A 20,893-nucleotide genomic window follows, 5' to 3' on the forward strand; every position below is an offset into this window, starting at 1 on the left:
TTGGATAAAAGTATAAAAGTTTTGAAAATAAATTCCTAAGAAATTAAAGACTTATTAAAAAAATGCAAAACTTAGTCAATTGTTCATGGTGTCAATTTATTTTTTATGCACGCCAAAGTTTCATTCGCTTGCCTTTTTTCTATCTTTAAAACCGATCGATCAATTGTATAGCTTAAACTTACAAAAATGAAAAACATTCCGGTGATATCGGTAACAGGAAAGTCCTTGGCCGAAGCTTACGAAACAGCACTAATTTACTTGTATGGAAAAGGAACCCGTTTTAAAACGCAGTACGACCGGCCGGGCGATCCGTTGAGTATTGACTGCACCATGAATTTAACGATTTTGGAACCGGAAATCGATCCGATGATTCACATGGCTTTTCCCGGTGGTGTTGACGATTTACGGGAATATGTGCTCGAGCTGGAGGGGTTAAAAGATCATCTGATAAAAGACATGAACGACCCGGAAGATAAACATCCGGAATATACTTATCACGGGCGTTTTCAAAACTACGGCGTTTGGAAAGAACTGATTGACGGAGAATCAAAAGAAGTGGGTACTTTTAAGGTTGATCAAATAAAAAATGTAATCGACAAACTGGCCGAACAGCCCTTTACACGGCAAGCGCAAATGATAACCTGGATGCCCAATATTGATTTCACCTGCGACGATCCGCCAAGTTTACAATCGTTGTGGTACAGGATTCTGGAAGACGAAGACGGCATTTGGTGGCTCAACAGTAATATCCGTTACCGTAGCAACGACGCCTGGAATGCCGGATTTCTGAATATGTTCGGTTTTATTCAATTCAGCAAAGATGTTATTGCAGCCGGAATAGCAGAAAAAACCGGAAAGACGGTAAAACTAGGCCGTATGAATTGGCAGGCCGACTCGTACCACATTTACGGAAAAGATATTCGCAGCGCCAAAGAACGCCTGTTTGAGCGCATAAATGATATGGCGTTTGAGGAGCGCACCATGAATTTTAATGATCCGCTAATTCGTAAAGTTTATGATAATGCCGAGGCAGAAATTGTTAAGAAGATTAAGGGAGCAGATGATTTGAAAACTCAGAATTGAGTGTTAATTGCCCAGAGAAATCTGTTCAGGGAAAGCATCGCGAAAGATTAACGAAGGATAACAGCCTGTAATTATTGACAGGCAAATTACGAGATAAAGTATACCTTAATATGTAAAGCAGGTTTAATGTCAATAACCTACATTTAAAACTATTCGAATAACTTCAATGTGGCAATCTGCACTTAAATTGATTTTAAGTGCAAAATTTCATCTGGACCGACAGACTTCTTTTCTGTTATAAAACAGAAAGCAAACATAATGTAAAGGAGATACAAGGTTGTAGAGGAAACCTCAATATAGCAATGAATTGATATGCTTATGTTCGGTTGCGAGGCGCTGTTCTCTATCGTTTTTTTGTATAATACAATAAGATGTAAGCCACAAGGTGCAGCTAAATTTATTTGACATATTACCGGATAGTGATAAAAAAAATTCTATCTTAGATTAACCAAATAATTTTAAAAGCAATAATATGAAGAAAGTTAGCCTTGCTATTTGTTTGCTACTCGCAGTATTCTTTGTGAAAAGCGCAAATGCATCTTCTTACTCAATCGATATGAATTCGATTGACAAGATGTTCTCGGAAGCGGTTGAAACCAGTATGGTTTCAATGAATGCCGGAGCGTTAAGCACGCTGCCGTCAAACGCTCCAGCAACCGCAGTTGTGAAAGAGAAATCTTTCGTAGCGGCAGTTCTGCTCGATTTCTTTTTAGGGGGATTCGGAGTTCACCGTTTTTACCTGGGAACAAAAACCATGACTGGTGTAGGTTATATTTTAACCTGTGGTGGTATTTTTGGAATTGTGCCTTTTGTGGATTTGATTGTACTGATTGTTGACAACGACGATATCAGTCCATACATCGACAATCCGAAGTTTTTTATGTGGTAACATGGTTTTTATTTACGAATAAAGAGATGCCTGTTTTTTGGAAAACAGGCATCTCTTTAATATCTGCTGTACAGTGATTCGAAAAATCGTTATTTTATTAATAGCCTTCGTTTTTAGTGTTTCGGTGAAAGCCCAGAATGGCAATTACATTTCGCTAAAACAAAAACTGAAGTACTCGATAACCGAAAGAAAGCAACAAAGAAAGTTGACTTGTATTTTGACAAGGAAAAGCAGGTGATTACTAAGTACTATTACTCGTCGCCCGACTTTGTGACCGTTGTAAATCCTTTTGGAGAAGTTAAAACCTATTACCCCGAAAGAAACGAAGTGGCTTACGAACAGCTTCCTGAACTCTCTTCAAAACGAACCCTCATTTACTACTTTACGAATAATTTTATTGAAGATCTGGGGCTGGTTGATGAAGGATTTCGTTTGGTTTCAAATGAATTTGAAGGGCAGTACTATGTTACTACCTGGCAGCCTCCTTCTACATTAAGAGGAATTATAACAGTAAAAATGGTTTTCGAAAACGGGCTACCGGTTTATTCTGAATATCAGGCCTCAAAAGAAAATATTCTGAAAAAAATTTATTACACCAATTACAAGGATTTCAAGCAATTCAGGCTGCCAATGAACATTGTGGAGATCAGCTATATTCCTGCAAAAGATTCCATTATCAGTCGTACTACTTTTTCCGATGTAAAGGTTTCCTGGTCGGATGACAGCCCTTACTTTAATTTCAAAATTCCTGAAGATGCAAAACCAATATCAAAAAGCAAATAGAACGTTTTTTTTGTTGCTGGTTTTTGTGTTGGTTTCTTTGGGAGCATACAGCCAGCAAATCGATTTAAAAAGCGACCTGTTGCTTATAGATTCGGTTGTTAAGCAACAAATGCCCGTGACAGGACACCGACCTTATATTTATAAGAATCAACCAAAAACGTTTAGAAACACTAATCCTGTCAGCCTGATTTACGGGGGATCGTTGTATGTATACCAAAATATGTTCTCGCAACACCTTTCGGCCAGTTGTTTGTTTAATCCAACCTGCTCCGATTTTAGTAAACAAGCTGTTGAAAATTATGGTTTAATAAAAGGTACGCTTTTGTCGTTCGACCGACTTAGCCGCTGTAACCGAATAGCAGCAACCGATCTTGATCCTGGCACCATTGATCCCCATGTTCACCGGTTTCATGATGCAATAAAAAAGTATAAATGAGGTATAGATTTCTGTTATTGATCGCTTTCCTGTTCGTGTTCGCTCAAAGCAAAGCTCAGATTCCTTTTATCCGGCATTTGGTGAACAGCGGATTTTACAAGGAAGCCATTTACGTAATAGAGAAAGACACGGCAGATTATTCGGCTCAACAGCGCGACTCCATCAATTACTATAAAGGATGGGCGCACTATTCGCTTAAAAACCTGCAGGAGTCTTCATCTTCTTTTCTTAAAGTAAGCCACACATCGCCTTTTTATAATAAATCATTCTTTTTTGCTGGGTACAACCAAACTTATCTGGGAAATTACAACGAAGCCCGAAGTATTCTGGATCGGGCCGATAGTAGTAAAGAGCCGACATTGTGGTTGTATAATTTTGAAATAAGCGGTATTGAAATGTTAAATGGAAACTGGCCTGAAGCTAAACAGTATCTGGAGCTTGTTTCTGAAGAGAATGCGGTATTAAACAAGCAGGTGCTTGCATTAAATGAGATCTGGAAAGAACATGAACAGCACCGGAAAAAGTCGCCGGTTGCCGCGGGAATAATGTCGGCGATTATTCCTGGCTCGGGGAAAATTTATGCCGGAAAAACCGGTGCCGGAATAGCCTCAATGATTGGCAATATTGGCTTTGGTTTAATAACCTGGGAAAACTACCGGAAATCGGGAATCGCGGATGTTAAAACAATACTTTTTGGTAGTATTTTTGCTGTAAATTATGTCTCAAATATTTATGGATCAGTTGTTTCTGTAAAAGTTATTGAAAATGAACACGAGAATGCAATACATAATCAAATTCTTTTTCAGCTTCATATTCCTCTGCGGAATTTCTTTGATTAGTAATTCTGCAGTATTAAAAGCTGATAGCTTGTATGCTTCGGGAAATTATTTTGAAGCCTCGATTGAATACGAACGCCTGGTATTTCAGGGAGATGCTGAAACCGACCTGAATTGGCTGCGTTATAAAAAAGCATTGTGCTATCGGAAAATGAACGATTTTGGGCGTGCAATAAGCGCTCTTCAAACCACTTATTTTTCAAACCCCGACGACTCGTTGTATCGTTTTGTTTGTTACGAACAATCACTTTGTTATTATCTGAACAATGAACCCGCCCGTGCTTTGTGGAAAATCGATGAATATTTTCATCGCAGTTCCGATAGTGTAAATATTGGTGTTTTTCTGCCTATAAAAATTCTTTCGTTACACGAAACATATAAATGGGAAGAAGCGGAACAGAATTTTGTTGAGTTTATAGAATTGCAGCATTTTACGCCTGAAAAAGAAATAACACTAAAACGATTGACGGAAGAACTTTACAGCAAAAAGAACCGTCCCCGCATAAAATCGCTTAAAGCTGCCAGAAACTGGTCGCGTTTTATTCCCGGATCAGGGCAAATGTATGCAGGTAAATCAGGCGAAGGAATCATCAATTTTTTGATCAATGCATCGGTGCTTACTTTTGCCGGAGTTCAGGTTTACAATGGCTTCTACATTACCGGTTACCTGGTTGGCCTTGGTTTTTTTAACAAAACTTACCACGGAGGAATGAAACGTGCAGAAGTAATTGCTTCACAAACAAATAAGCAGCACATGGTGGAATTTAACCGGGAGGTGAATCAGGAACTTATTTCAATAATTGCTTCGGAGTAAGTTTTTAACTGATTTTAGTAGTTCTGATTAAACTTCTTCTTTGCAATCTCTTTAACTTCATCCATCGATATTTCTCTATCCAGCTCTTGCTTAATGGAAGTTACCGCCGATGAGGCAAAACCACACGGGTTGATGTAATTGTAGTAACGCATGTCGGTGTTTACGTTAAGCGCAAAACCGTGCATGGTAACGTAACGACTCACGCGAACCCCAATGGCACAAATTTTTCGTGCACGCACTTTATGGTCGGCTTGCAGCCACACGCCTGTGGCACCTTCTTTTCTGCCAGCTTCCAAACCATATTCGCCAATCGTTGCAATAATGGCATCCTCCATTCTTTCAATGTATTCGCGTACACCAATTTTGTAATGCTCCAAATCGATTATTGGGTAGCCAACAAGTTGTCCCGGCCCGTGGTAGGTAATATCGCCACCGCGGTTTATCTTAAAATATGTCGCTTCTATCTTTTTCAGAAAATCGGCATTGGCCATCATATTGGCTTCATCGCCACTTTTCCCAAGTGTATAAACATGCGGGTGTTCCACCAAGATAAAATGATTGTCGGCAGTAGGTTTTCCGGTACTGCGTTTTTGGGTGGTGAGCTCCTGAAGGCGCTCTTCCTGGTAATCCCAGCATGCTTTGTATTCTTTTATCCCGAGGTCGACGTAATTAAAATTTGCCATATTTTTTTAGTTACAAGTTACAAGTCTCAAGCTACGTGTTTTACATCTGTTCGCTCCGACTGAAAACTGAATACTTTCTTACGCTTTTACATGTTCCTCTGCACGGTACGAACTGCGAACCAGTGGCGAGCTTTCAACAAACTTAAAGCCTTTACGGATGCCGATTTTGCGGTATTCCACAAATTTTTCCGGTTCGATGTATTCAACAACCGGCATGTGTTTTGTCGTCGGTGCCAGGTACTGCCCAATGGTCATTACTTTACATCCTGCTTCCAGCAAGTCGTCCATTGTTTTTAATACATCTTCTTGCGTTTCGCCCAAACCAAGCATAATCCCTGATTTTGCCCGTCCGAAATTGTCGGCAACATATTTAATTACATCCAGGCTGCGGCGGTATTTTGCAGCAAATCGAATAAACGGAGTGCGTTCTTCGGTAGTTTCTAAGTTGTGTGAGATCACATCCGGACCAGCATCAATAACCTGTTGTATCAATTCTGTTTTACCTCTGAAATCAGGAATCAGCACTTCGATTTTGGTTTCCGGGTTCACACGTTTTACTTCGCGAATGGTTTTGGCCCAAATTCCGGCACCCTGATCTTCCAAATCATCGCGGTCAACCGAAGTAATAACGCAGTGTTTTACGCCCATAATACGCACCGACTCGGCCAGTTTTTTGGGCTCTTCCAAATCGGGGGCAAGGGGCATTCCATTGGGTACGGCACAGAATTTACATTTGCGGGTACAGATGTTTCCCAGTATCATAAATGTGGCTGTTCCTCTGTTCCAGCATTCGCCAATATTCGGGCAGTTTCCGCTGGTGCAAATGGTATGCAAACCATGTTTATTCACCAGGTTCTTCACCTTCGAATAGCTTTCTCCCTTTGGCATTTTCATCTTCATCCACTTCGGTAGGCGTTCTCTGCCATTCAACTCATGTGCCATAATCTAAACTGACTAAAAATTATTATATCGTTTTATCCTGCGTCTTTTCCAATTACTATTTCTAAATGCAAATTCCATTCAGGCAGCTCATGAAAAGTTTCTGCAAATGTAAAAGTTTAAAACCAAACTAAAATTGATTAAACTCCTAACTCTCAAAATTGTTCTTAAAAAAAGCATAGTTCGAACAACTGTGTTATTTTTGTACAACAAGCAGAAAACAATGAGATATATATTCATACTATTGATATTAATTACGGGATTGAATACCGGATTTGCCCAACAGAAGCGATCCGAGATTCAAACAAAATCGAGTCTGGCTATTCGCTACTATAATGCGAAGGACTTTGAAAAAGCAGCGCCTTTATTAAAGGAGGTTCACCAGCTGACTCGTAACAGCACGTATTTCAGATATTACATAAACAGCTTAATCGGATTAGAACAGTATGATGAGGCAGAGTCAGAAATTCAGCGCGAGATAAAAAAGCAAAAAACACCGCGCCCGGAATATTATGTGCATTTAGGGCAGGTTTATAAAAAACAAAACCGCGATGAAGAAGCCGATGCCATGTTTCGCGAGGCGATTGAAAAAATACCTGCCAACCGCGGAGCATTTTTAACTACGGCCAATTCATTTTTAGCGTGGGGAGAATACGGTCTGGCCCGCGATGTTTATTTAAAAGGAAGAAATACCTTGCCCGACCAGTCGTTTAATTACGAGTTGGCACGGTCGTATTTGTATTTGCGCGATTATACCAATATGATGGAGGAGTATCTGAACCTGTTGCGCGAAGGTGAAAAACACCTGGCACGGGTGCAAAGCAGTTTGTCGTCGGCCATGCGGCTTGATATCGATAACGCACTGCGCGAACAGTTCAGGGGCAGGTGTTAAAACGTATTCAAACCGAGCCCCGTGTTATTGGTTATAACCGACTGCTGATTTGGTTCTTTTTGCAAGAAAAGAAATTTTCGAGTGCTTTGCGTCAATCCATTGCTTTGGATAGGCGAACCGGAGCTGAAGACGGGCAGATTGCACAGTTGGGCGATTTGGCATTGCGAAATAAGGAATATGCTCAAGCCCAAAAAGCCTACACCTATTTAATGGATAAAGGGCAAGATACTCCCTTTTATGCGCAGGCGTATGCCCGTAATATCCATGCAAAATACATGGAATATACCAATGAAGCGGACAGTGATTTGGAACAGGGAAAAGCTTTGGCCGATGAATTTGAAAGTGGGTTGCAATATCTGAATATTGGTCCGGCAACCTTAAATCTGGTGCGCGAGTATGCCCATTTACTGGCTTTTTATCTGAATGATACTGAAAGTGCAATTTCGGTGTTGGAGAAAGGTGAAAAAGTGCCACAACTAAAACCCGAACAGCTGGGGCAATTGAAGGCCGAAATGGCAGATATTTATGTGTATGCCGATGATCCGTGGGAGGCGATGCTGATTTATTCGCAGGTAATTGAAGCCAATAAAAAGAATTCGCTGGGCGACGAAGTAAAACTGAAAAAAGCGAAACTGGGCTATTACATGGGTAATTTCAGTTGGGCAAAAGCGCAGTTGGATGTGTTAAAAGCCAGTACTTCGAAACTTACGGCTAATGATGCCATGGAGTTGTCGATGTTGATAGGTAATAACCTAAACCTTGATACTACTGCAGTACCACTGCAACTATTTTCTCGTGCCGATTTGTTGTTTTTCCAGAACAGACCCGACGAAGCGATGTTGGTTTTAGATTCTATTTCCGAGACATATCCGTATCATTCACTGGTGGATAATATTCTGTTTAGAAAAGCAAAAATTGAGGTGGATAACAAAAATTACGCAATGGCTGCCGAATACCTGCAAACTATTGTTACCGATTTTAGCTACGACCTGCTGGGAGACGATGCCTTGTACATGCTGGCCGAAATAAATCATTACAACCTGGGACAGGAAGAAAAGGCAAAAGAGTTGTATAAACAAATGCTGACCAGTTACCCGGGAAGTGTGTTTACCGAAGAATCGCGTGAGAAATACCGGGAACTACGAAAAATATACCCTGATATAGAACCCGAAGGAAAAGACGGTTTGTTTGAACGTGCTATTGAAAGTTCAGAGTTTTAGGGGACGTTAGATTTCCAAAGAACAGACTTCTATTCCCCAGTTTGCTGGAATGTGTATTTTATTCTTTGTTTACGTTTAGCCATTTGTTCCTCCAAATCGTCAATGTTGCAATTATTCCCAGCAACAGTATAATCAGAATTACAATACCAATATTTTTTAATAGTTCATTGCTGCCACTGAAAAATACAATTCCGGTTAAAGGAAACAGAGTTCCAATAAAAGGCATTTGTTTGTTCAGAAATTTGTTACCGCATACTTTTACGGTTTCATCTTTATCGGAATCAGAGATGATTAATTTTTTGCTTCCACACCATAGATTTTTTGCCTGTAAACACGATTTGTCATCAACCAATTCAATAGTTTCTTCTTCTCCGTTTTTTAACTCGGCCACTTTTTCCTCATCGACCAAAATCTTGTAAGCATGATTTTTATTGAACGTTTCATTGGGGCGGTATAATTTAATTTTTTTCATATTTCGTTGGGGTAAAATTAAGTCAGCTTAACAGCGCCTTAAATTCCTTCGTGTCCTTTAGGTTTTCAAAATGTTTTTCAGCCTGAAGTTCTTCTGTTGAAACATCCGATAATTCAAGTGCTGTTTTAAGGTCCTTTATCGCCTCTGCTTGTTTATTCATTAGCGAATATGCACAAGCGCGTTGCCAAAATGCCAGATAGTAATTGCTGTCGAGCTCAATGGCTGTATTCGAAAGGTTTAAAGCCCAGCGTACCTCGCCTATTTCCAATAACGCATCTGCTTTGTAGGTCATGGCTTCAATATCATTGGGGTTTATTTGTAAAATTTCATCATAAATCGAAATCTTTTCTTCTGCACTCTTTTCAAGTCCGGCGCGCATCCACAACGAGTGAATGGTATTGGTGTTTGTAATATCCTGCTGTGTTTCAATGATTATCTTCGATCGATCGATCATTTTCTTTTCAATATCTTCCAGGCGGCTTTCATAATCGCCGGTAAGCATTTGAATTTTCTTCTCCATCTCAGCCTTTATGCTTTTTTTTATGTCGCTAAGCGACCGCCAGCCCAAAAGCACTAGTAACGAAGCTGCTGCAGTTATAATATAAAAGATATTATTGATGGTACTGGTTGTGTATTGTATTGCCCGGTCTGAAGATTCGAGCTTGGCCTCAGCGATTTGTTTTGTTACCTGCGCGCGCAATTGTTGGTTTTCCTGGCGTAAACTTTTTATTTCGTCAAGGATATAGCGCTCAATAAAAGGTTTGTACAAGGGATCGTCAATGGTGTTGGCTGTGCTGTCTGCCTGGTTGGCAAGTAAAACTGCGGGGAAGCTAAACAAAACTATTAGTGCAAATAATCTATTCATATTTTTTAAAGTCTAAATACCTGTGTAATGTTCTGGTACAAACATTAAATAAAAAATCGAAACCACAAGTTTTATTATCTGATTTCTATTTTTTGAATTGAAAATGCACCATAAAATTTGACTTTATTACCCGAAGAAGATTGCAAAGATTTTGTAGCAAGAGGATCATCGTAGCGTACCTGAGCTTTACGTTGTTTGTTTTGCTTGAGTTATTCTTTTAATGTCTGTCAAGTCAATTCTTTTCGTACTTTGGCGTTTTGATTTTTCCTGCTTATGTCGCGAATTGTAAAAACATATTTATATGCCGGTTTAGCCGTGTTGTTTTGGTCGACAGTTGCCACCTCGTTTAAACTGGCGTTGCGCGAGTATGATTTTATTCAGCTTATATTTTATGTGTCGGTAGTAACGGTAGTGCTGCTGTTTGTAGTTTTGCTCTTTCAACGAAAAACACATTTAATTTTCAGGCAAACACCGCGCGAGTGGTCGTATTCATTATTAATGGGGGCTTTTAATCCACTGCTTTATTACCTTGTTTTATTTAAAGCCTATTCTCTGCTTCCGGCACAAGTGGCACAGCCGCTTAACATGGTTTGGCCCATAACACTGGCACTGCTTTCGGTGCCCATGCTCAAACAAAAAATCAGCTGGATAAGTTTTGTGGCGCTGCTGATCAGTTTTGTTGGTGTATTTTTTATTTCGTCGCAGGGAGGATTCGAAGGATTTAGTAACACCAATCCGCTGGGCGTTGTGCTGGCGGTGGGAAGTTCCATTTTGTGGTCGTTGTACTGGATTTTTAATGTGAAAGACACGCGCGACCAGGTGGTAAAGTTATTCCTTAATTTTGCCATCGGGATGATATATCTGGTGCCGGTAGTGGCGCTGTTTTCGTCGTTTAAGGTACATTGGGGCGAAGCATTTATAGCTACCATTTACTCTGGCGTTTTTGAGGTGGGCATTACTTATGTGCTGTGGTTAAAAGCTATGAACCTTACCAGTAGCAATGCAAAAATTGGTAATCTGGTATTTTTTGCTCCGTTTCTGTCGTTGGTTTTTATTCACCTTGTTCTTAAGGAAACCATTTATATTACCACTTTTATTGGTTTGATTTTTATCGTTTCGGGGGTGCTGGTTCAACAACTCGACCGGAGAAAACGTAATGAAATGATGAATTACGATTAACGATTTTAAATTAAATAGGCAATTGGCAAATAGTAATAGGCAATCGAAAATCCTAAAATTGGCTAAATAATCTATTGTAATCTACGTGTCTAATGTGTTTCAATAAAAACAAAACCTGAGTGGTGTCCGAAATATCCTTTTTGAATTCAAGTTCCGCAGGAATGAAACAATATCAGTACTTTTGGCGGCAGCTTAGCAACAAATTACTATTTTCATCGAATGGATAAACCGCTTCGTATATTGGGTATCGATCCCGGAACAACGGTAACCGGCTATGGTTTGGTAGAGGTGAGAAATAAAAAGCCGGTGATTTTACACATGGGAAACATCACACCCAAAAGGTATTCCGACCATTATATGCGTTTGAAATACCTGCACGAACGGGCGTTGCATTTAGTAAAAGAATACAAGCCCGATGTTATGGCCATTGAAGCACCGTTTTATGGTAAAAACGTGCAGTCGATGTTAAAGCTTGGCCGCGGACAAGGTGTATTGATGGCTGCCGCACTGGTGCACGATGTGCCGATTCATGAATACGCACCTTTGCTGGTAAAGCAATCGATAACCGGAATGGGCCGCGCCTCGAAAGAGCAGGTCGCTTATTTTCTGCAAAAAGTTTACGACCTGAAGGATATGGATAAAATGCTCGACGAAACCGATGCGGTGGCAGTGGCCATTTGTCATTTTATACAAATGAACAAGCCGCAAAAATCGAAAGAGTATAAAAACTGGTCCGATTTTGTTAAAAAGAATCCCGGTAAGCTAAAATAACTTTTACCCGAATGCCTTCTCCAGTCGCTCAAGCGCTTCCTGCAATACACTGCGCGGACAACCGATGTTGAGACGAAGAAACCCATCGCCGCCAATTCCAAAACGGCCACCGTCATTCAATGCAACACCGGCTTTTTCTACCGTATATTTTGCCAGTTCTTCGTTTTTCATGCCATAATCCGAAAAGTCCATCCAGATAAGGTATGTAGCCTCCGGTTTCATTACATTTACACGTGGCAGCTTTTTCTGAATAAAGTTTTCAAGCAGTTGATAATTTCCCCACAGGTATTCCAGTAATTGATCCAGCCATTCGTCGCCGTGGGTATAAGCGGCTTCAAGTGCTATTGTCCCGAAAATATTTCCCATGCCCAGATGGCCAACGCCAATGGTGCGTTCGTAAGCAGCCATTTTTCTTTTGTTTGGGATGATCACCAGCGACGACGAAAGTCCAGCCACATTAAAGGTTTTACTCGGCGCCATGCTAACCATACAATTCTGCGCTACTTCGTCGGAAATGCTTGCAAGCGGAATGTGTTTATGGCCTTTATATATTAAGTCGGAATGTATTTCGTCTGAAATAATCATGATATCGTTCTCAAGGCAGATATCGGTAAGGGCAGCCAGTTCTTCTTTTGTCCAAACCATACCTCCCGGATTTTGCGGGTTACAAAGCAGCAGGAGTTTGGTATTTTCATCAATCTTCGATTTCAAATCTTTCAGATCGAAAGTATAGCGGCCATTCTCATTCTTCAGCGGGTTTTGAATCATTTTTCGTTTTGTGCCTTTTACACTGTCGAAGAATGGAAAATATACGGGTGGCTGAACCACAACGCCGTCGCCGGGTTTCGAAAAACTTTCGATGGCGTATGTCAAGCCTGCCACTACTCCCGGGCTAAACGAAATCCATTCTTTTTCAATTTCCCACTGATGGCGCCGGCTCATCCAGTTTATAACCGCCTCGAAATACGAATCAGGGCGAAAGGAGTAACCAAGGATTTCGTGCTCAGCACGCTTTTTAATGGCATCCACAATAAAATCGGGTGTTTTAAAATCCATATCGGCCACCCAAAGTGGCAATGCATCGGCCGAGTTGAAAAAACGTTCAAGTGCATCGTGTTTTAAGCAGTTGGTTCCTTTACGCGGAACTATTTCGTCAAAGTTGTATTGTTTCATTTGTATCAAGGCTTTTAATTTGTCAAAGTGTATGATTTGACAAACCCGTTTAAATTTTAAGTTTTCGAAGATAATTTAATTCACCTTTTTTTTCAACTTTCAGAATAAAATCAAAATGATTGATGTTTATGCATAGATGAAAATCATTTTCCGGCAACCAGCTTTTCGGTAGTCAGATCAACAAAACGACGCCGTCTTTTTCCTTAATCGGTTGCACCATTGTTTTGGCTGGGATTATAGCATCATTAATATGTGTTGGAGAATTGCCAAAACCGAAACCTTCAGGTTTTTGTTCATGATGTTCGTCTACTAAAAGCTAATCGGGACTCCTATTTTTAACAAGTAAGTTAATTCAATATCGCCCACTTGGATAATGGTTTCAATTCCTTTGTTTATAGTGTAACAGGCTGTAGTAAAAGCGCGTAGCACATCTAGTATTACAACTTTTCCTTTTGCAGCTTGCGCTCCCTCAAGCAGGTATAGTATGTTTGCCTTCATTATTAACCGTTTTTTTAAGATATGCTAAAAATTAATTAACATGGCTCGTGTGTAATTGGCACGAAGATTGTATAGTAAAAGCGTCATAAATACACAAAGCATATAAATAAAGGTAGTATGTAGCGTTTAAATTTCCCATGTTAACTCCAATGTTAAATATAAAGGCTTTATTTAATTATTTTAATATGTTATTTGGCATGCATGCTGTAAAACATATATGTTTGCACTGACAATTAAATTTTGAACAGAAAAGAAATGATTATGAAAACAATTAAATTATTATTTACAGTATTGGCAGTTGTTGCGGTGATAGCTGCAACAGCCGTTGAGAGGCCACAAATGAATGTAGTTCCTTTGTCGGGAGACAGAGCGGTGGTTTCTATTCAGAATGAAGAAGCGACTAATTTCGAATTGAGCATTTATGCAGAAGACGGAGAGTTGGTTTATTATAAACAAACTGCTGAGCCATCAAGTGCTTATCAGAAGGTGTTTGATTTTGCAGATCTTGAAAACGGAAATTATACAATGGACCTGCGTGTAAACGACACGCGTTTGCTGAAGGAACTTGAAGTGGCATCAAAAGGAATTTTTGTAGGTGAATCAAAATTAAGAATTGATCCTTATTTTGCATTCGCCGGCGATGTGTTAAAGCTTACTTATTTGAACTTCGACCAGGAGTCGCTAAATTTGAGTATTTATGATGAAAATGGCTTGGTTTACGAGTCGGGACTTGGAAGAGGTTTTAATGTTGCTGCTGGCTATGATCTTTCTGCATTGAAAGAAGGGGAGTATGAGGTGGCTTTGACTTCTATGAATAATGATTTTTCATTTAGTTTAGAGAAATAGTTTAGAAAATGTTATTGGTTTGAATGAGGCTGTCGGGATTTTCCGGCAGCCTTTTTTTGTTTATGGATGCCGATTTGTTAGAGTCGGTTTTTTTGTGTTCCGTCCTTTGTGTGGGGTTGTTGGGGTTGGGTAGTTTTTTTGGGGGTTTGATTCGCGATTTGTTCTTGTTTTGTTTCTTTCGTGGTTTTGCGCGTTGCTTTTTGGTTGTTTTGTGTTGGTTGGTGCTTTGCAGTTTAACTGTTTATTGCAGATATGCTAAAAATTATTTAACATGAATAGCAATAAAGTGGCACGGAAATTGATATGATTTTGTGCTGAGTTTTGAAAGCTCTGGAAACTAGCATTATAAGGTCATTTAAATGTTTTGATGTTAACTTCAATGTTAAATATAATGTAAATAATTAATTTTTTAAATATGTTATTTGGCATATATGCTGTAGAACATTTATATTTGTACTGTCATTCAATGTTAAACAAAAAAAAGAATGGTTATGAAAACAATTAAATTATTATCTACAGTATTGGCAGTAGCAATTGTAGCAATTGCAACAGCCGTTGAGAAGCCCAAAATGAATTTAGTTCCTTTGTCAGCCGACAGAGCGGTAATTACAATTCAGAATGAAAACGCATCTTTGTTCGAGTTGAGCATTCATGCAGAGAATGGAGAGTTGGTGTACTACAAACAAACAACAAAGCCATTAAATTCGTATCAAAAGATTTATGATTTTGCAAATCTTGAAAACGGAAATTACACAATGGACGTTCGGGTAAACGACACACGTATCCTGAAAGATTTCGAAGTTGCATCAAAAGGTATTTTTGTAGGAGAATCAAAATTAAGAATTGATCCTTACTTTGCATTTGCTGGTGATGTGTTAAAACTTACTTATTTGAACTTTGATCAGGAGTCGCTTAGTTTGAATATTTATGATGAAAATGGTTTGGTTTACGAATCAAAGCTAGGAAAAGACTTCAATGTTGCTGCGGGTTATGATCTTTCTTCGTTGAGAGAAGGAGAATACGAAGTTGTTTTGAGTTCATTGAATAATGATTTTTCATTTAGTTTAGTTAAATAGAATAGAAAATGTTATTAATTTAGATAAGGCTGTCAGAAATTCACTGATAGCCTTTTTTCTGTTTACTACTTTAATTTACCCCAAATTCTATTGTAATTAGCCGGTCGTTTGATTCGGTTTTTTTTGTGTTTGTCTACCGTAGCTCGTTGTTCGTCGATAAGCTAGTGTAAGGCCGTAACTAAGCTGTTGTTTTTGTGTCTATTATATAGAAAACAATTAAATAGAAAGTCATGAAAACAAAAATTTGGACTGTAATAGTCCTGGCATTTTTTGTTGCGGGAGCAGCAAGTGCCACCGAGTTACCAAAAATGAGTGTTGTACAGGTTAAAGGGAACACAGCAATGCTGGCCTATAGTTCGGCAAAAGAAGCACCTTTGCAAGTAACCCTCACCAATGCCGATGGAGAAGTGCTTTACCACAATCAAACCAAACGACAGACAGCGTTTAAAAAAATGTTCGATTTTTCGGAGTTAGGCGATGGTTTGTATTGTTTAAGTGTGAACTACGGCAACGAGAGCATTAATCGAATAATGAGCGTTAAAGATGAAAAAATTACGGTGAGTTCTGCCTCGCATTGTTATGAGCCTTATTTTAGGGTAAATGATAAAATGGTGAATGTGTCGTTCTTAAATACCTGGCAAAAACCAGTGTTTATTAATGTATACCAAAACGGAGAACGTATTAAAGGAGCCAATTTGGGCCGCGATATTAGTATTCACACTATGCTGGATTTTGGCCAGTTAAAAAAAGGCACCTACGAGATTGTGTTAACCGACTATGTTAAGCACCATAGTTATACCGTAGCATTATAGCGGATAGTGTTTTTAATCTGTAGTTGTTAACTCCCATATTTGCTTTTTTATGAATGCGCAGGAAAGCTTTGTAATCTTTTGCAGAGCTTTTTTTATGCCTCAATTGCTATTAAAGTTTTAGAAAAATTAGCCCTCATGCCTGATAATAAGTAGCATTTTCTGGCTCTTAACGGTGAAAAACAGAAGAAATGATTCAGAGCCTGTAATTATAGTAATAAAAGTGCACCAACAATATTAAACGATTTTAAGCTTTGTAAGTCCAAAGCAGTGTTCTCTTAAAATTTTATTGCAAAGTGCATATTAAAATAGAAAATCTAAACAAAATTTACAAGGGAGGTAGTTACGCTGTAAATAACCTGAACCTTGAAATTCCAAATGGTATGTTTGGCCTTTTAGGTCCAAACGGGGCTGGAAAATCAACCCTGATGCGTATTTTGGTAACCCTGATGAAACCATCAAGCGGGAAAGTATATTTTAACGATTACGAACTTTCGAAACATCGTAGACAAATTCGCTCAATGTTAGGTTATTTGCCCCAGGATTTTAGTTTCTTCTCGAAGTTGAAAACATCGGAGTTTCTTGATTATACTGCTCGTTTAGCAGGAATGAGAAGTGGCGCAGCCCGCAGGACTGCCGTTGACCAAATGCTTGAAGAAGTAGGTTTGTTTGAAGTGCGCGACAGAAATGCAAATAAACTTTCAGGAGGTATGAAACGGCGATTGGGCATTGCACAGGCGCTGATAAACGATCCGCAGATTATTATTGTTGATGAGCCAACTACGGGCCTCGACCCGGAAGAGCGAATTCGATTTCGGAACCTTCTCTCAACCATTAGTACCCGCGATGTAATTATTATCTTATCGACACACATTGTTGGCGATATTTCAAGTACATGCGATAACATGGCCTTGCTAAATGAGGGGAAGCTGGCTTTTTCAGGATCGCCCGAGCAGTTGGTAAAACAAGCCGAAGGACATGTTTGGCTAATTGAAGCTACTGAAAAAGAATATCACGAGATAAATGAAAAATACCCTGTAATTTCTACCATTCCTATTGACGGAGGTTGGGAAGTACAAGTTGTTGCCAATGAAATTAACGGTTTCCAGTGCACACCTATGGAGCCGAATTTGGAGCACGCTTATGTGCACTTTATGGAAAACAAACTAAACCAATGGTCTAACGCTTAAACCTGGAAGAATGATTTCGTTACATAACATATTTTCAATAGCAAAATACGAGCGGAAAACACTTTTTCGCAGTTGGTTTTTTCGCATATTCAGTATTCTTTCGTTGCTGGTATTGTTCGGAATAAACTTCGGAATGGTGATTGAAGGCGGTGGCGGCGAAAGTTGGGCTATCCGTGCCATTCCCAGTGCTATTCCTTATTTTAATTTGCTGATATTAAATGTGGCCCAGGCAGTAATTGCTGTATTTCTGGCCTCCGACTTTTTAAAACGCGACAAAAAATTAGATACAACCGAAGTTATTTACATGCGATCGATGACCAATGGCGAATACGTTATCGGGAAAACACTTGGTAACATGCAGGTGTTTATGATCCTTAATGTTGCTGTGGTTATTCTTGCCCTGATTTTTAACGCACTCGCAAAAAGTACTCCCATCGATTGGGTTTCGTACGGCGTGTATTTAGTACTGATAAGTATTCCAACCCTTGTTTTTATAATGGGCTTGTCGTTTTTACTGATGAGTGTAATTCGTAACCAGGCCATTACCTTTGTGTTGGTGCTTGGTTATATCGGTATCACGCTTTTTCTGTTACAGGCAAAATATTATTATATATTCGATTACATGGCTTTTAGCATCCCAATGCTAAGTTCCGATATTGTCGGATTTGGTAATCTCGGTGTTATTCTCATTCACCGTGGAATATATTTCGGATTGGGCTCAGGATTTATTTTTCTTACCATATTCTTACTGAAACGTTTGCCGCAATCGGTACCGATGACCTTTATATCACTTCTCTTTAGTCTTGTATTTATTGGAGGGGCGGGATATTTGGCGTTTAACCATATTAATAGTTTCAAAAAAACGGAAGCCTTACGAACTGAGATCATTGATTTGAATAATCAGTATGTCAGCGAACCGTTGGCCGATGTAATTTCGCATGATATTGTAATCGATCATAAAGGCGAATCGTTAAATGTACAGTCGACAATGATGCTGAAAAATAATTTGCAGCAACCCTTGTCTAAACTAATTTTTAGTTTGAATGCCGGCCTGGAAGTTAGCAATCTGACCGTAAATGGAAAGACTACTTCATTTGTACGCAACAAACATTTGGTAGTAATTTCCGATCAGTTTAGTTTGCAACCCGGCGATAGTACAAAAGTGGAATTTTATTACAATGGAACCATCGACGAAGCTTATTGCTACCTTGATATTGAGGAAGAGAAAAGACAAGAGAAATACGGACAATTCGTGCTAAATGTTGATAAACGTTATGCTTTTGTAACGCCGGAATATGTGTTGCTTACCCGCGAGGCAAACTGGTATCCAAAAGTTGGTGTTACTTACAGCTCGGAAGATGTGAGCTGGTATAAACCTGAATTTGTAGATTACACGTTAACGGTGAATACAGCAGAAGGATTACAAGCTGTTTCGGAAGGTGTGATGACCGAAGCTGCAGCTGGTGAATTTCATTTTGAACCCAAAACACCATTAACACAACTTTCTTTGGCAATTGGCAGGTATGAGTATAAAAGTTTAGCGCATAATGATTTCGAGTTTGGAGTGTGGCTTATTGAAGGACACGACCAATTCAGCGATGCTTTTCCAGAGTCGAAAGATACGTTGGCTTCTGTAATTTCCGAACGTTTCGAGGATTTCAAACGTGGTTATAACCTTGAATACAATTCTGATCATTTGGCACTGGTTGAAGTTCCGGCGCAGTTTAAAACCTACGATCGTATGTGGACATCGGTGCAGGAAGTTATTCAGCCCGGGCAGGTTTTAATTCAGGAAAAAGGTTACATGTTTCGCGAAGCTGATTTTGAAAAGCAAAAAGAACGAATGGGCCGTTGGAGAGGTCGTGGCGGAGGTGCCGATATGACTGACGAAGACAAAGAGTTGAGGGTGCTTGGGCAGTTTCTGGAGAAATTTACTGAAGAAAATGAAACTGACCGCCAATGGTCGCGTGGCGAGATGACTATGGAACAATTGCCAAACCCCTATTTTATCTTTCCATGGTTGTATAACTTTCAAAACAATATTCAATCGGATAAGTGGCCGATAACAAACCGTGTTTTTGAGGCTTACTTAAAGAGCCAGTCAACCGATATGCGATCGCTCTTTATGAGTAGCATGAATGGTGAAAGTCCGGAGATCGTTGCAAACATTGCTTTGCAGGACTATTCTTTCCAGGAAATCCTTGCTGATCCGGATCAAAATGAAATAGTAAAAGACGTAATAAAATTGAAAGGCGATGTACTGTTCTCCACCATAAAACTGGAAGCCGGCGAAGAAGATTTTGAAGATTTTCTGCGCTCGATACTGGAAAAGTACAAGTATCAGAATATATCGTTCGAGGAATTTGATGAAGAGATAAAAGCCAAGTTTGGAATTGAACTTGAACCGATGATGAACAGCTGGTTTAAAGCCAAAGCATTACCCGGTTATCTTGTTTCGCCAATAAAAGGAATAAAAGTAAAATCGGGAGATGCGATGAAAACCATGATCTCGTTGAAAGTTACTAATTTCTCAGATATTGACGGCTTGGTGAAACTTACCTTCCGACTTCCGGGCGGTGGCGGTGGTGGTCGCGGTCCGGGAATGGGATCGGAAGATACAGTAGATAAATTGATTGAACTAACAGCTCATCAAACCAAGGAATTGAGTTATTTGTTTGATGGTGCACCAAGAATGGTGATCTTCAATTCGATGACATCGAAAAATATTCCGCAAACCTACATGGAGTTTTTCCGCGATGTGGAAGAAGACCTGAAGGCAAGACCGTGGGAAGGAGAACGGATTAGTTCAACGCCGGTACAAACAAAACTACCGAATGAAACAATCGTTGATAACGAGGATCCCGGTTTTGAAGTAACTGAAAACCACCAGGTAAGTTTACTCGAAAAACTGATAGTAAAAGAAGAAGAGACAAAACAAAAATATGCAAGTATTAACCGGTGGAGACCACCAATTAGCTGGACAGCAACTACAAGCGACGAGTTTTATGGCGAGTACGTTCGTTCTGCTTATTACATTAAAGGCGGAAATGGCGAGCAGGTTGCCCGTTGGAATGTTCCGGTGAAAGAGCCCGGGTATTACGAAGTATATTACCACTTTTATAAAGGGCGCGGATTTGGTAGAAACCGGGGAGAGGAAAAAGGAAGTTTAAACTTCATTATTCACGCCGACGACGGAGAAGAAGAAGCTTTCCTTGATTCGCAAAGTGCCGAAACCGGATGGGTACACTTAGGCTCTTTCTATTTCTCGTCAGAAAAAGCGGTTATAGAGTTAACAGATAAAACCGATTTACGGATGATATATGCCGATGCGGTAAAAATTGTGGAATTATAAAAAATAAATCAACATACGTGATGAAACGAGTCCCGAAAAGTCGGGACGAGTTCCATCTTATCCCTTGATGAATTAACAATTTTAATA

At 39.6% G+C, this 20,893-nt stretch carries 21 protein-coding genes; 15 read left to right on the forward strand and 6 right to left on the reverse strand.

All coding sequences use genetic code 11. The annotated features are described in order from the left end of the window. Positions 1-186: 186 nt before the first annotated feature. The 6 genes from G0Q07_RS03285 to G0Q07_RS03310 all read left to right on the forward strand — a co-directional run bounded on the left by G0Q07_RS03285 (position 187) and on the right by G0Q07_RS03310 (position 4,841). Positions 187-1,083, forward strand: coding sequence for a thymidylate synthase (locus G0Q07_RS03285; protein WP_163344744.1), 897 nt, complete (start codon positions 187-189; stop codon positions 1,081-1,083). Positions 1,084-1,555: 472 nt separating this feature from the next. Further along, entirely contained in the window at positions 1,556-1,972 is a 417-nt protein-coding gene (locus tag G0Q07_RS03290) for a TM2 domain-containing protein (RefSeq protein WP_163344745.1), read from the forward strand. Between the two features lie 234 nt (positions 1,973-2,206). Then, entirely contained in the window at positions 2,207-2,755 is a 549-nt protein-coding gene (locus G0Q07_RS03295) for a hypothetical protein (protein ID WP_163344746.1), read from the forward strand. Next, positions 2,727-3,191, forward strand: a complete 465-nt coding sequence (gene yidD / locus G0Q07_RS03300; RefSeq protein WP_163344747.1) for a membrane protein insertion efficiency factor YidD — start codon at positions 2,727-2,729, stop codon at positions 3,189-3,191. Before G0Q07_RS03295 ends, yidD begins: the two co-directional genes overlap by 29 nt. Further along, entirely contained in the window at positions 3,188-4,030 is an 843-nt protein-coding gene (locus tag G0Q07_RS03305) for a tetratricopeptide repeat protein (protein WP_163344748.1), read from the forward strand. The genes yidD and G0Q07_RS03305 overlap by 4 nt, the downstream gene beginning before the upstream one ends. Further along, on the forward strand, positions 3,969-4,841 hold the full coding sequence (locus G0Q07_RS03310) for a tetratricopeptide repeat protein (RefSeq protein ID WP_163344749.1): 873 nt from the start codon (positions 3,969-3,971) through the stop codon (positions 4,839-4,841). The genes G0Q07_RS03305 and G0Q07_RS03310 overlap by 62 nt, the downstream gene beginning before the upstream one ends. Before the next feature lie 14 nt (positions 4,842-4,855). On the opposite strand, the gene lipB is transcribed toward G0Q07_RS03310, so the two are convergent. Next, entirely contained in the window at positions 4,856-5,524 is a 669-nt protein-coding gene (gene lipB, locus G0Q07_RS03315) for a lipoyl(octanoyl) transferase LipB (RefSeq protein ID WP_163344750.1), read from the reverse strand. A gap of 78 nt (positions 5,525-5,602) precedes the next feature. Beyond that, positions 5,603-6,466 (reverse strand): lipoyl synthase, encoded by an 864-nt coding sequence (lipA, locus tag G0Q07_RS03320; protein ID WP_163344751.1) that lies wholly within the window; start codon positions 6,464-6,466, stop codon positions 5,603-5,605. A gap of 220 nt (positions 6,467-6,686) precedes the next feature. Between lipA and G0Q07_RS03325 the strand changes: the two genes are divergently transcribed. Together G0Q07_RS03325 and G0Q07_RS03330 are read left to right on the forward strand one after the other, a co-directional pair. Further along, entirely contained in the window at positions 6,687-7,355 is a 669-nt protein-coding gene (locus tag G0Q07_RS03325) for a tetratricopeptide repeat protein (protein WP_163344752.1), read from the forward strand. Beyond that, positions 7,349-8,575 carry a tetratricopeptide repeat protein gene (locus G0Q07_RS03330; protein ID WP_163344753.1) on the forward strand — a complete coding sequence of 409 codons (1,227 nt, stop codon included), beginning with the start codon at positions 7,349-7,351 and terminating at the stop codon, positions 8,573-8,575. The genes G0Q07_RS03325 and G0Q07_RS03330 overlap by 7 nt, the downstream gene beginning before the upstream one ends. A gap of 58 nt (positions 8,576-8,633) precedes the next feature. Here G0Q07_RS03330 and G0Q07_RS03335 read toward each other — a convergent pair whose 3' ends face one another. Together G0Q07_RS03335 and G0Q07_RS03340 are read right to left on the reverse strand one after the other, a co-directional pair. Beyond that, on the reverse strand, positions 8,634-9,047 hold the full coding sequence (locus G0Q07_RS03335) for a hypothetical protein (RefSeq protein WP_163344754.1): 414 nt from the start codon (positions 9,045-9,047) through the stop codon (positions 8,634-8,636). Positions 9,048-9,069: 22 nt separating this feature from the next. Beyond that, positions 9,070-9,912 (reverse strand): tetratricopeptide repeat protein, encoded by an 843-nt coding sequence (locus G0Q07_RS03340; protein WP_163344755.1) that lies wholly within the window; start codon positions 9,910-9,912, stop codon positions 9,070-9,072. A 273-nt stretch (positions 9,913-10,185) separates the two neighbouring features. Between G0Q07_RS03340 and G0Q07_RS03345 the strand changes: the two genes are divergently transcribed. Both G0Q07_RS03345 and ruvC read left to right on the forward strand, forming a co-directional pair. Next, positions 10,186-11,091 (forward strand): DMT family transporter, encoded by a 906-nt coding sequence (locus G0Q07_RS03345; protein WP_163344756.1) that lies wholly within the window; start codon positions 10,186-10,188, stop codon positions 11,089-11,091. 219 nt (positions 11,092-11,310) lie between these two features. Next, positions 11,311-11,862: a crossover junction endodeoxyribonuclease RuvC gene (gene ruvC / locus G0Q07_RS03350; RefSeq protein ID WP_163344757.1), complete on the forward strand. Its 552-nt coding sequence runs from the start codon at positions 11,311-11,313 to the stop codon at positions 11,860-11,862. A 3-nt stretch (positions 11,863-11,865) separates the two neighbouring features. On the opposite strand, the gene G0Q07_RS03355 is transcribed toward ruvC, so the two are convergent. Together G0Q07_RS03355 and G0Q07_RS03360 are read right to left on the reverse strand one after the other, a co-directional pair. Further along, complete coding sequence (locus tag G0Q07_RS03355; RefSeq protein WP_163344758.1) at positions 11,866-13,035, reverse strand: MalY/PatB family protein; 1,170 nt, start codon at positions 13,033-13,035, stop codon at positions 11,866-11,868. 309 nt (positions 13,036-13,344) lie between these two features. After that, a complete protein-coding gene (locus G0Q07_RS03360; protein WP_163344759.1) occupies positions 13,345-13,533 on the reverse strand; it encodes a 2-phosphosulfolactate phosphatase in 189 nt (62 codons plus the stop codon). 261 nt (positions 13,534-13,794) lie between these two features. Between G0Q07_RS03360 and G0Q07_RS03365 the strand changes: the two genes are divergently transcribed. The 5 genes from G0Q07_RS03365 (at position 13,795) to G0Q07_RS03385 (ending at position 20,806) form a co-directional block, all read left to right on the forward strand. Next, complete coding sequence (locus tag G0Q07_RS03365) at positions 13,795-14,379, forward strand: hypothetical protein (RefSeq protein WP_163344760.1); 585 nt, start codon at positions 13,795-13,797, stop codon at positions 14,377-14,379. A gap of 491 nt (positions 14,380-14,870) precedes the next feature. Beyond that, positions 14,871-15,455, forward strand: coding sequence for a hypothetical protein (locus G0Q07_RS03370; RefSeq protein ID WP_163344761.1), 585 nt, complete (start codon positions 14,871-14,873; stop codon positions 15,453-15,455). Positions 15,456-15,685: 230 nt separating this feature from the next. Continuing rightward, positions 15,686-16,267, forward strand: a complete 582-nt coding sequence (locus tag G0Q07_RS03375; RefSeq protein ID WP_163344762.1) for a hypothetical protein — start codon at positions 15,686-15,688, stop codon at positions 16,265-16,267. A 293-nt stretch (positions 16,268-16,560) separates the two neighbouring features. After that, positions 16,561-17,454 carry an ABC transporter ATP-binding protein gene (locus tag G0Q07_RS03380; RefSeq protein ID WP_163344763.1) on the forward strand — a complete coding sequence of 298 codons (894 nt, stop codon included), beginning with the start codon at positions 16,561-16,563 and terminating at the stop codon, positions 17,452-17,454. 10 nt (positions 17,455-17,464) lie between these two features. After that, positions 17,465-20,806, forward strand: a complete 3,342-nt coding sequence (locus G0Q07_RS03385; protein ID WP_163344764.1) for a golvesin C-terminal-like domain-containing protein — start codon at positions 17,465-17,467, stop codon at positions 20,804-20,806. The last annotated feature ends 87 nt before the right edge of the window (positions 20,807-20,893 follow it).

Source organism: Draconibacterium halophilum, from assembly GCF_010448835.1.
GTDB classification, from domain to species: domain Bacteria; phylum Bacteroidota; class Bacteroidia; order Bacteroidales; family Prolixibacteraceae; genus Draconibacterium; species Draconibacterium halophilum.

Coding starts and splice junctions, on each gene's coding strand:
- G0Q07_RS03285 (WP_163344744.1), top strand. CDS start 187: ATGAAAAACATTCCGGTGATATCGGTAACAGGAAAGTCCTTGGCCGAA.
- G0Q07_RS03290 (WP_163344745.1), top strand. CDS start 1,556: ATGAAGAAAGTTAGCCTTGCTATTTGTTTGCTACTCGCAGTATTCTTT.
- yidD (WP_163344747.1), top strand. CDS start 2,727: ATGCAAAACCAATATCAAAAAGCAAATAGAACGTTTTTTTTGTTGCTG.
- G0Q07_RS03305 (WP_163344748.1), top strand. CDS start 3,188: ATGAGGTATAGATTTCTGTTATTGATCGCTTTCCTGTTCGTGTTCGCT.
- G0Q07_RS03310 (WP_163344749.1), top strand. CDS start 3,969: ATGCAATACATAATCAAATTCTTTTTCAGCTTCATATTCCTCTGCGGA.
- lipB (WP_163344750.1), bottom strand. CDS start 5,524: ATGGCAAATTTTAATTACGTCGACCTCGGGATAAAAGAATACAAAGCA.
- lipA (WP_163344751.1), bottom strand. CDS start 6,466: ATGGCACATGAGTTGAATGGCAGAGAACGCCTACCGAAGTGGATGAAG.
- G0Q07_RS03325 (WP_163344752.1), top strand. CDS start 6,687: ATGAGATATATATTCATACTATTGATATTAATTACGGGATTGAATACC.
- G0Q07_RS03335 (WP_163344754.1), bottom strand. CDS start 9,047: ATGAAAAAAATTAAATTATACCGCCCCAATGAAACGTTCAATAAAAAT.
- G0Q07_RS03340 (WP_163344755.1), bottom strand. CDS start 9,912: ATGAATAGATTATTTGCACTAATAGTTTTGTTTAGCTTCCCCGCAGTT.
- G0Q07_RS03345 (WP_163344756.1), top strand. CDS start 10,186: ATGTCGCGAATTGTAAAAACATATTTATATGCCGGTTTAGCCGTGTTG.
- ruvC (WP_163344757.1), top strand. CDS start 11,311: ATGGATAAACCGCTTCGTATATTGGGTATCGATCCCGGAACAACGGTA.
- G0Q07_RS03355 (WP_163344758.1), bottom strand. CDS start 13,035: ATGAAACAATACAACTTTGACGAAATAGTTCCGCGTAAAGGAACCAAC.
- G0Q07_RS03360 (WP_163344759.1), bottom strand. CDS start 13,533: ATGAAGGCAAACATACTATACCTGCTTGAGGGAGCGCAAGCTGCAAAA.
- G0Q07_RS03365 (WP_163344760.1), top strand. CDS start 13,795: ATGAAAACAATTAAATTATTATTTACAGTATTGGCAGTTGTTGCGGTG.
- G0Q07_RS03370 (WP_163344761.1), top strand. CDS start 14,871: ATGAAAACAATTAAATTATTATCTACAGTATTGGCAGTAGCAATTGTA.
- G0Q07_RS03375 (WP_163344762.1), top strand. CDS start 15,686: ATGAAAACAAAAATTTGGACTGTAATAGTCCTGGCATTTTTTGTTGCG.
- G0Q07_RS03385 (WP_163344764.1), top strand. CDS start 17,465: ATGATTTCGTTACATAACATATTTTCAATAGCAAAATACGAGCGGAAA.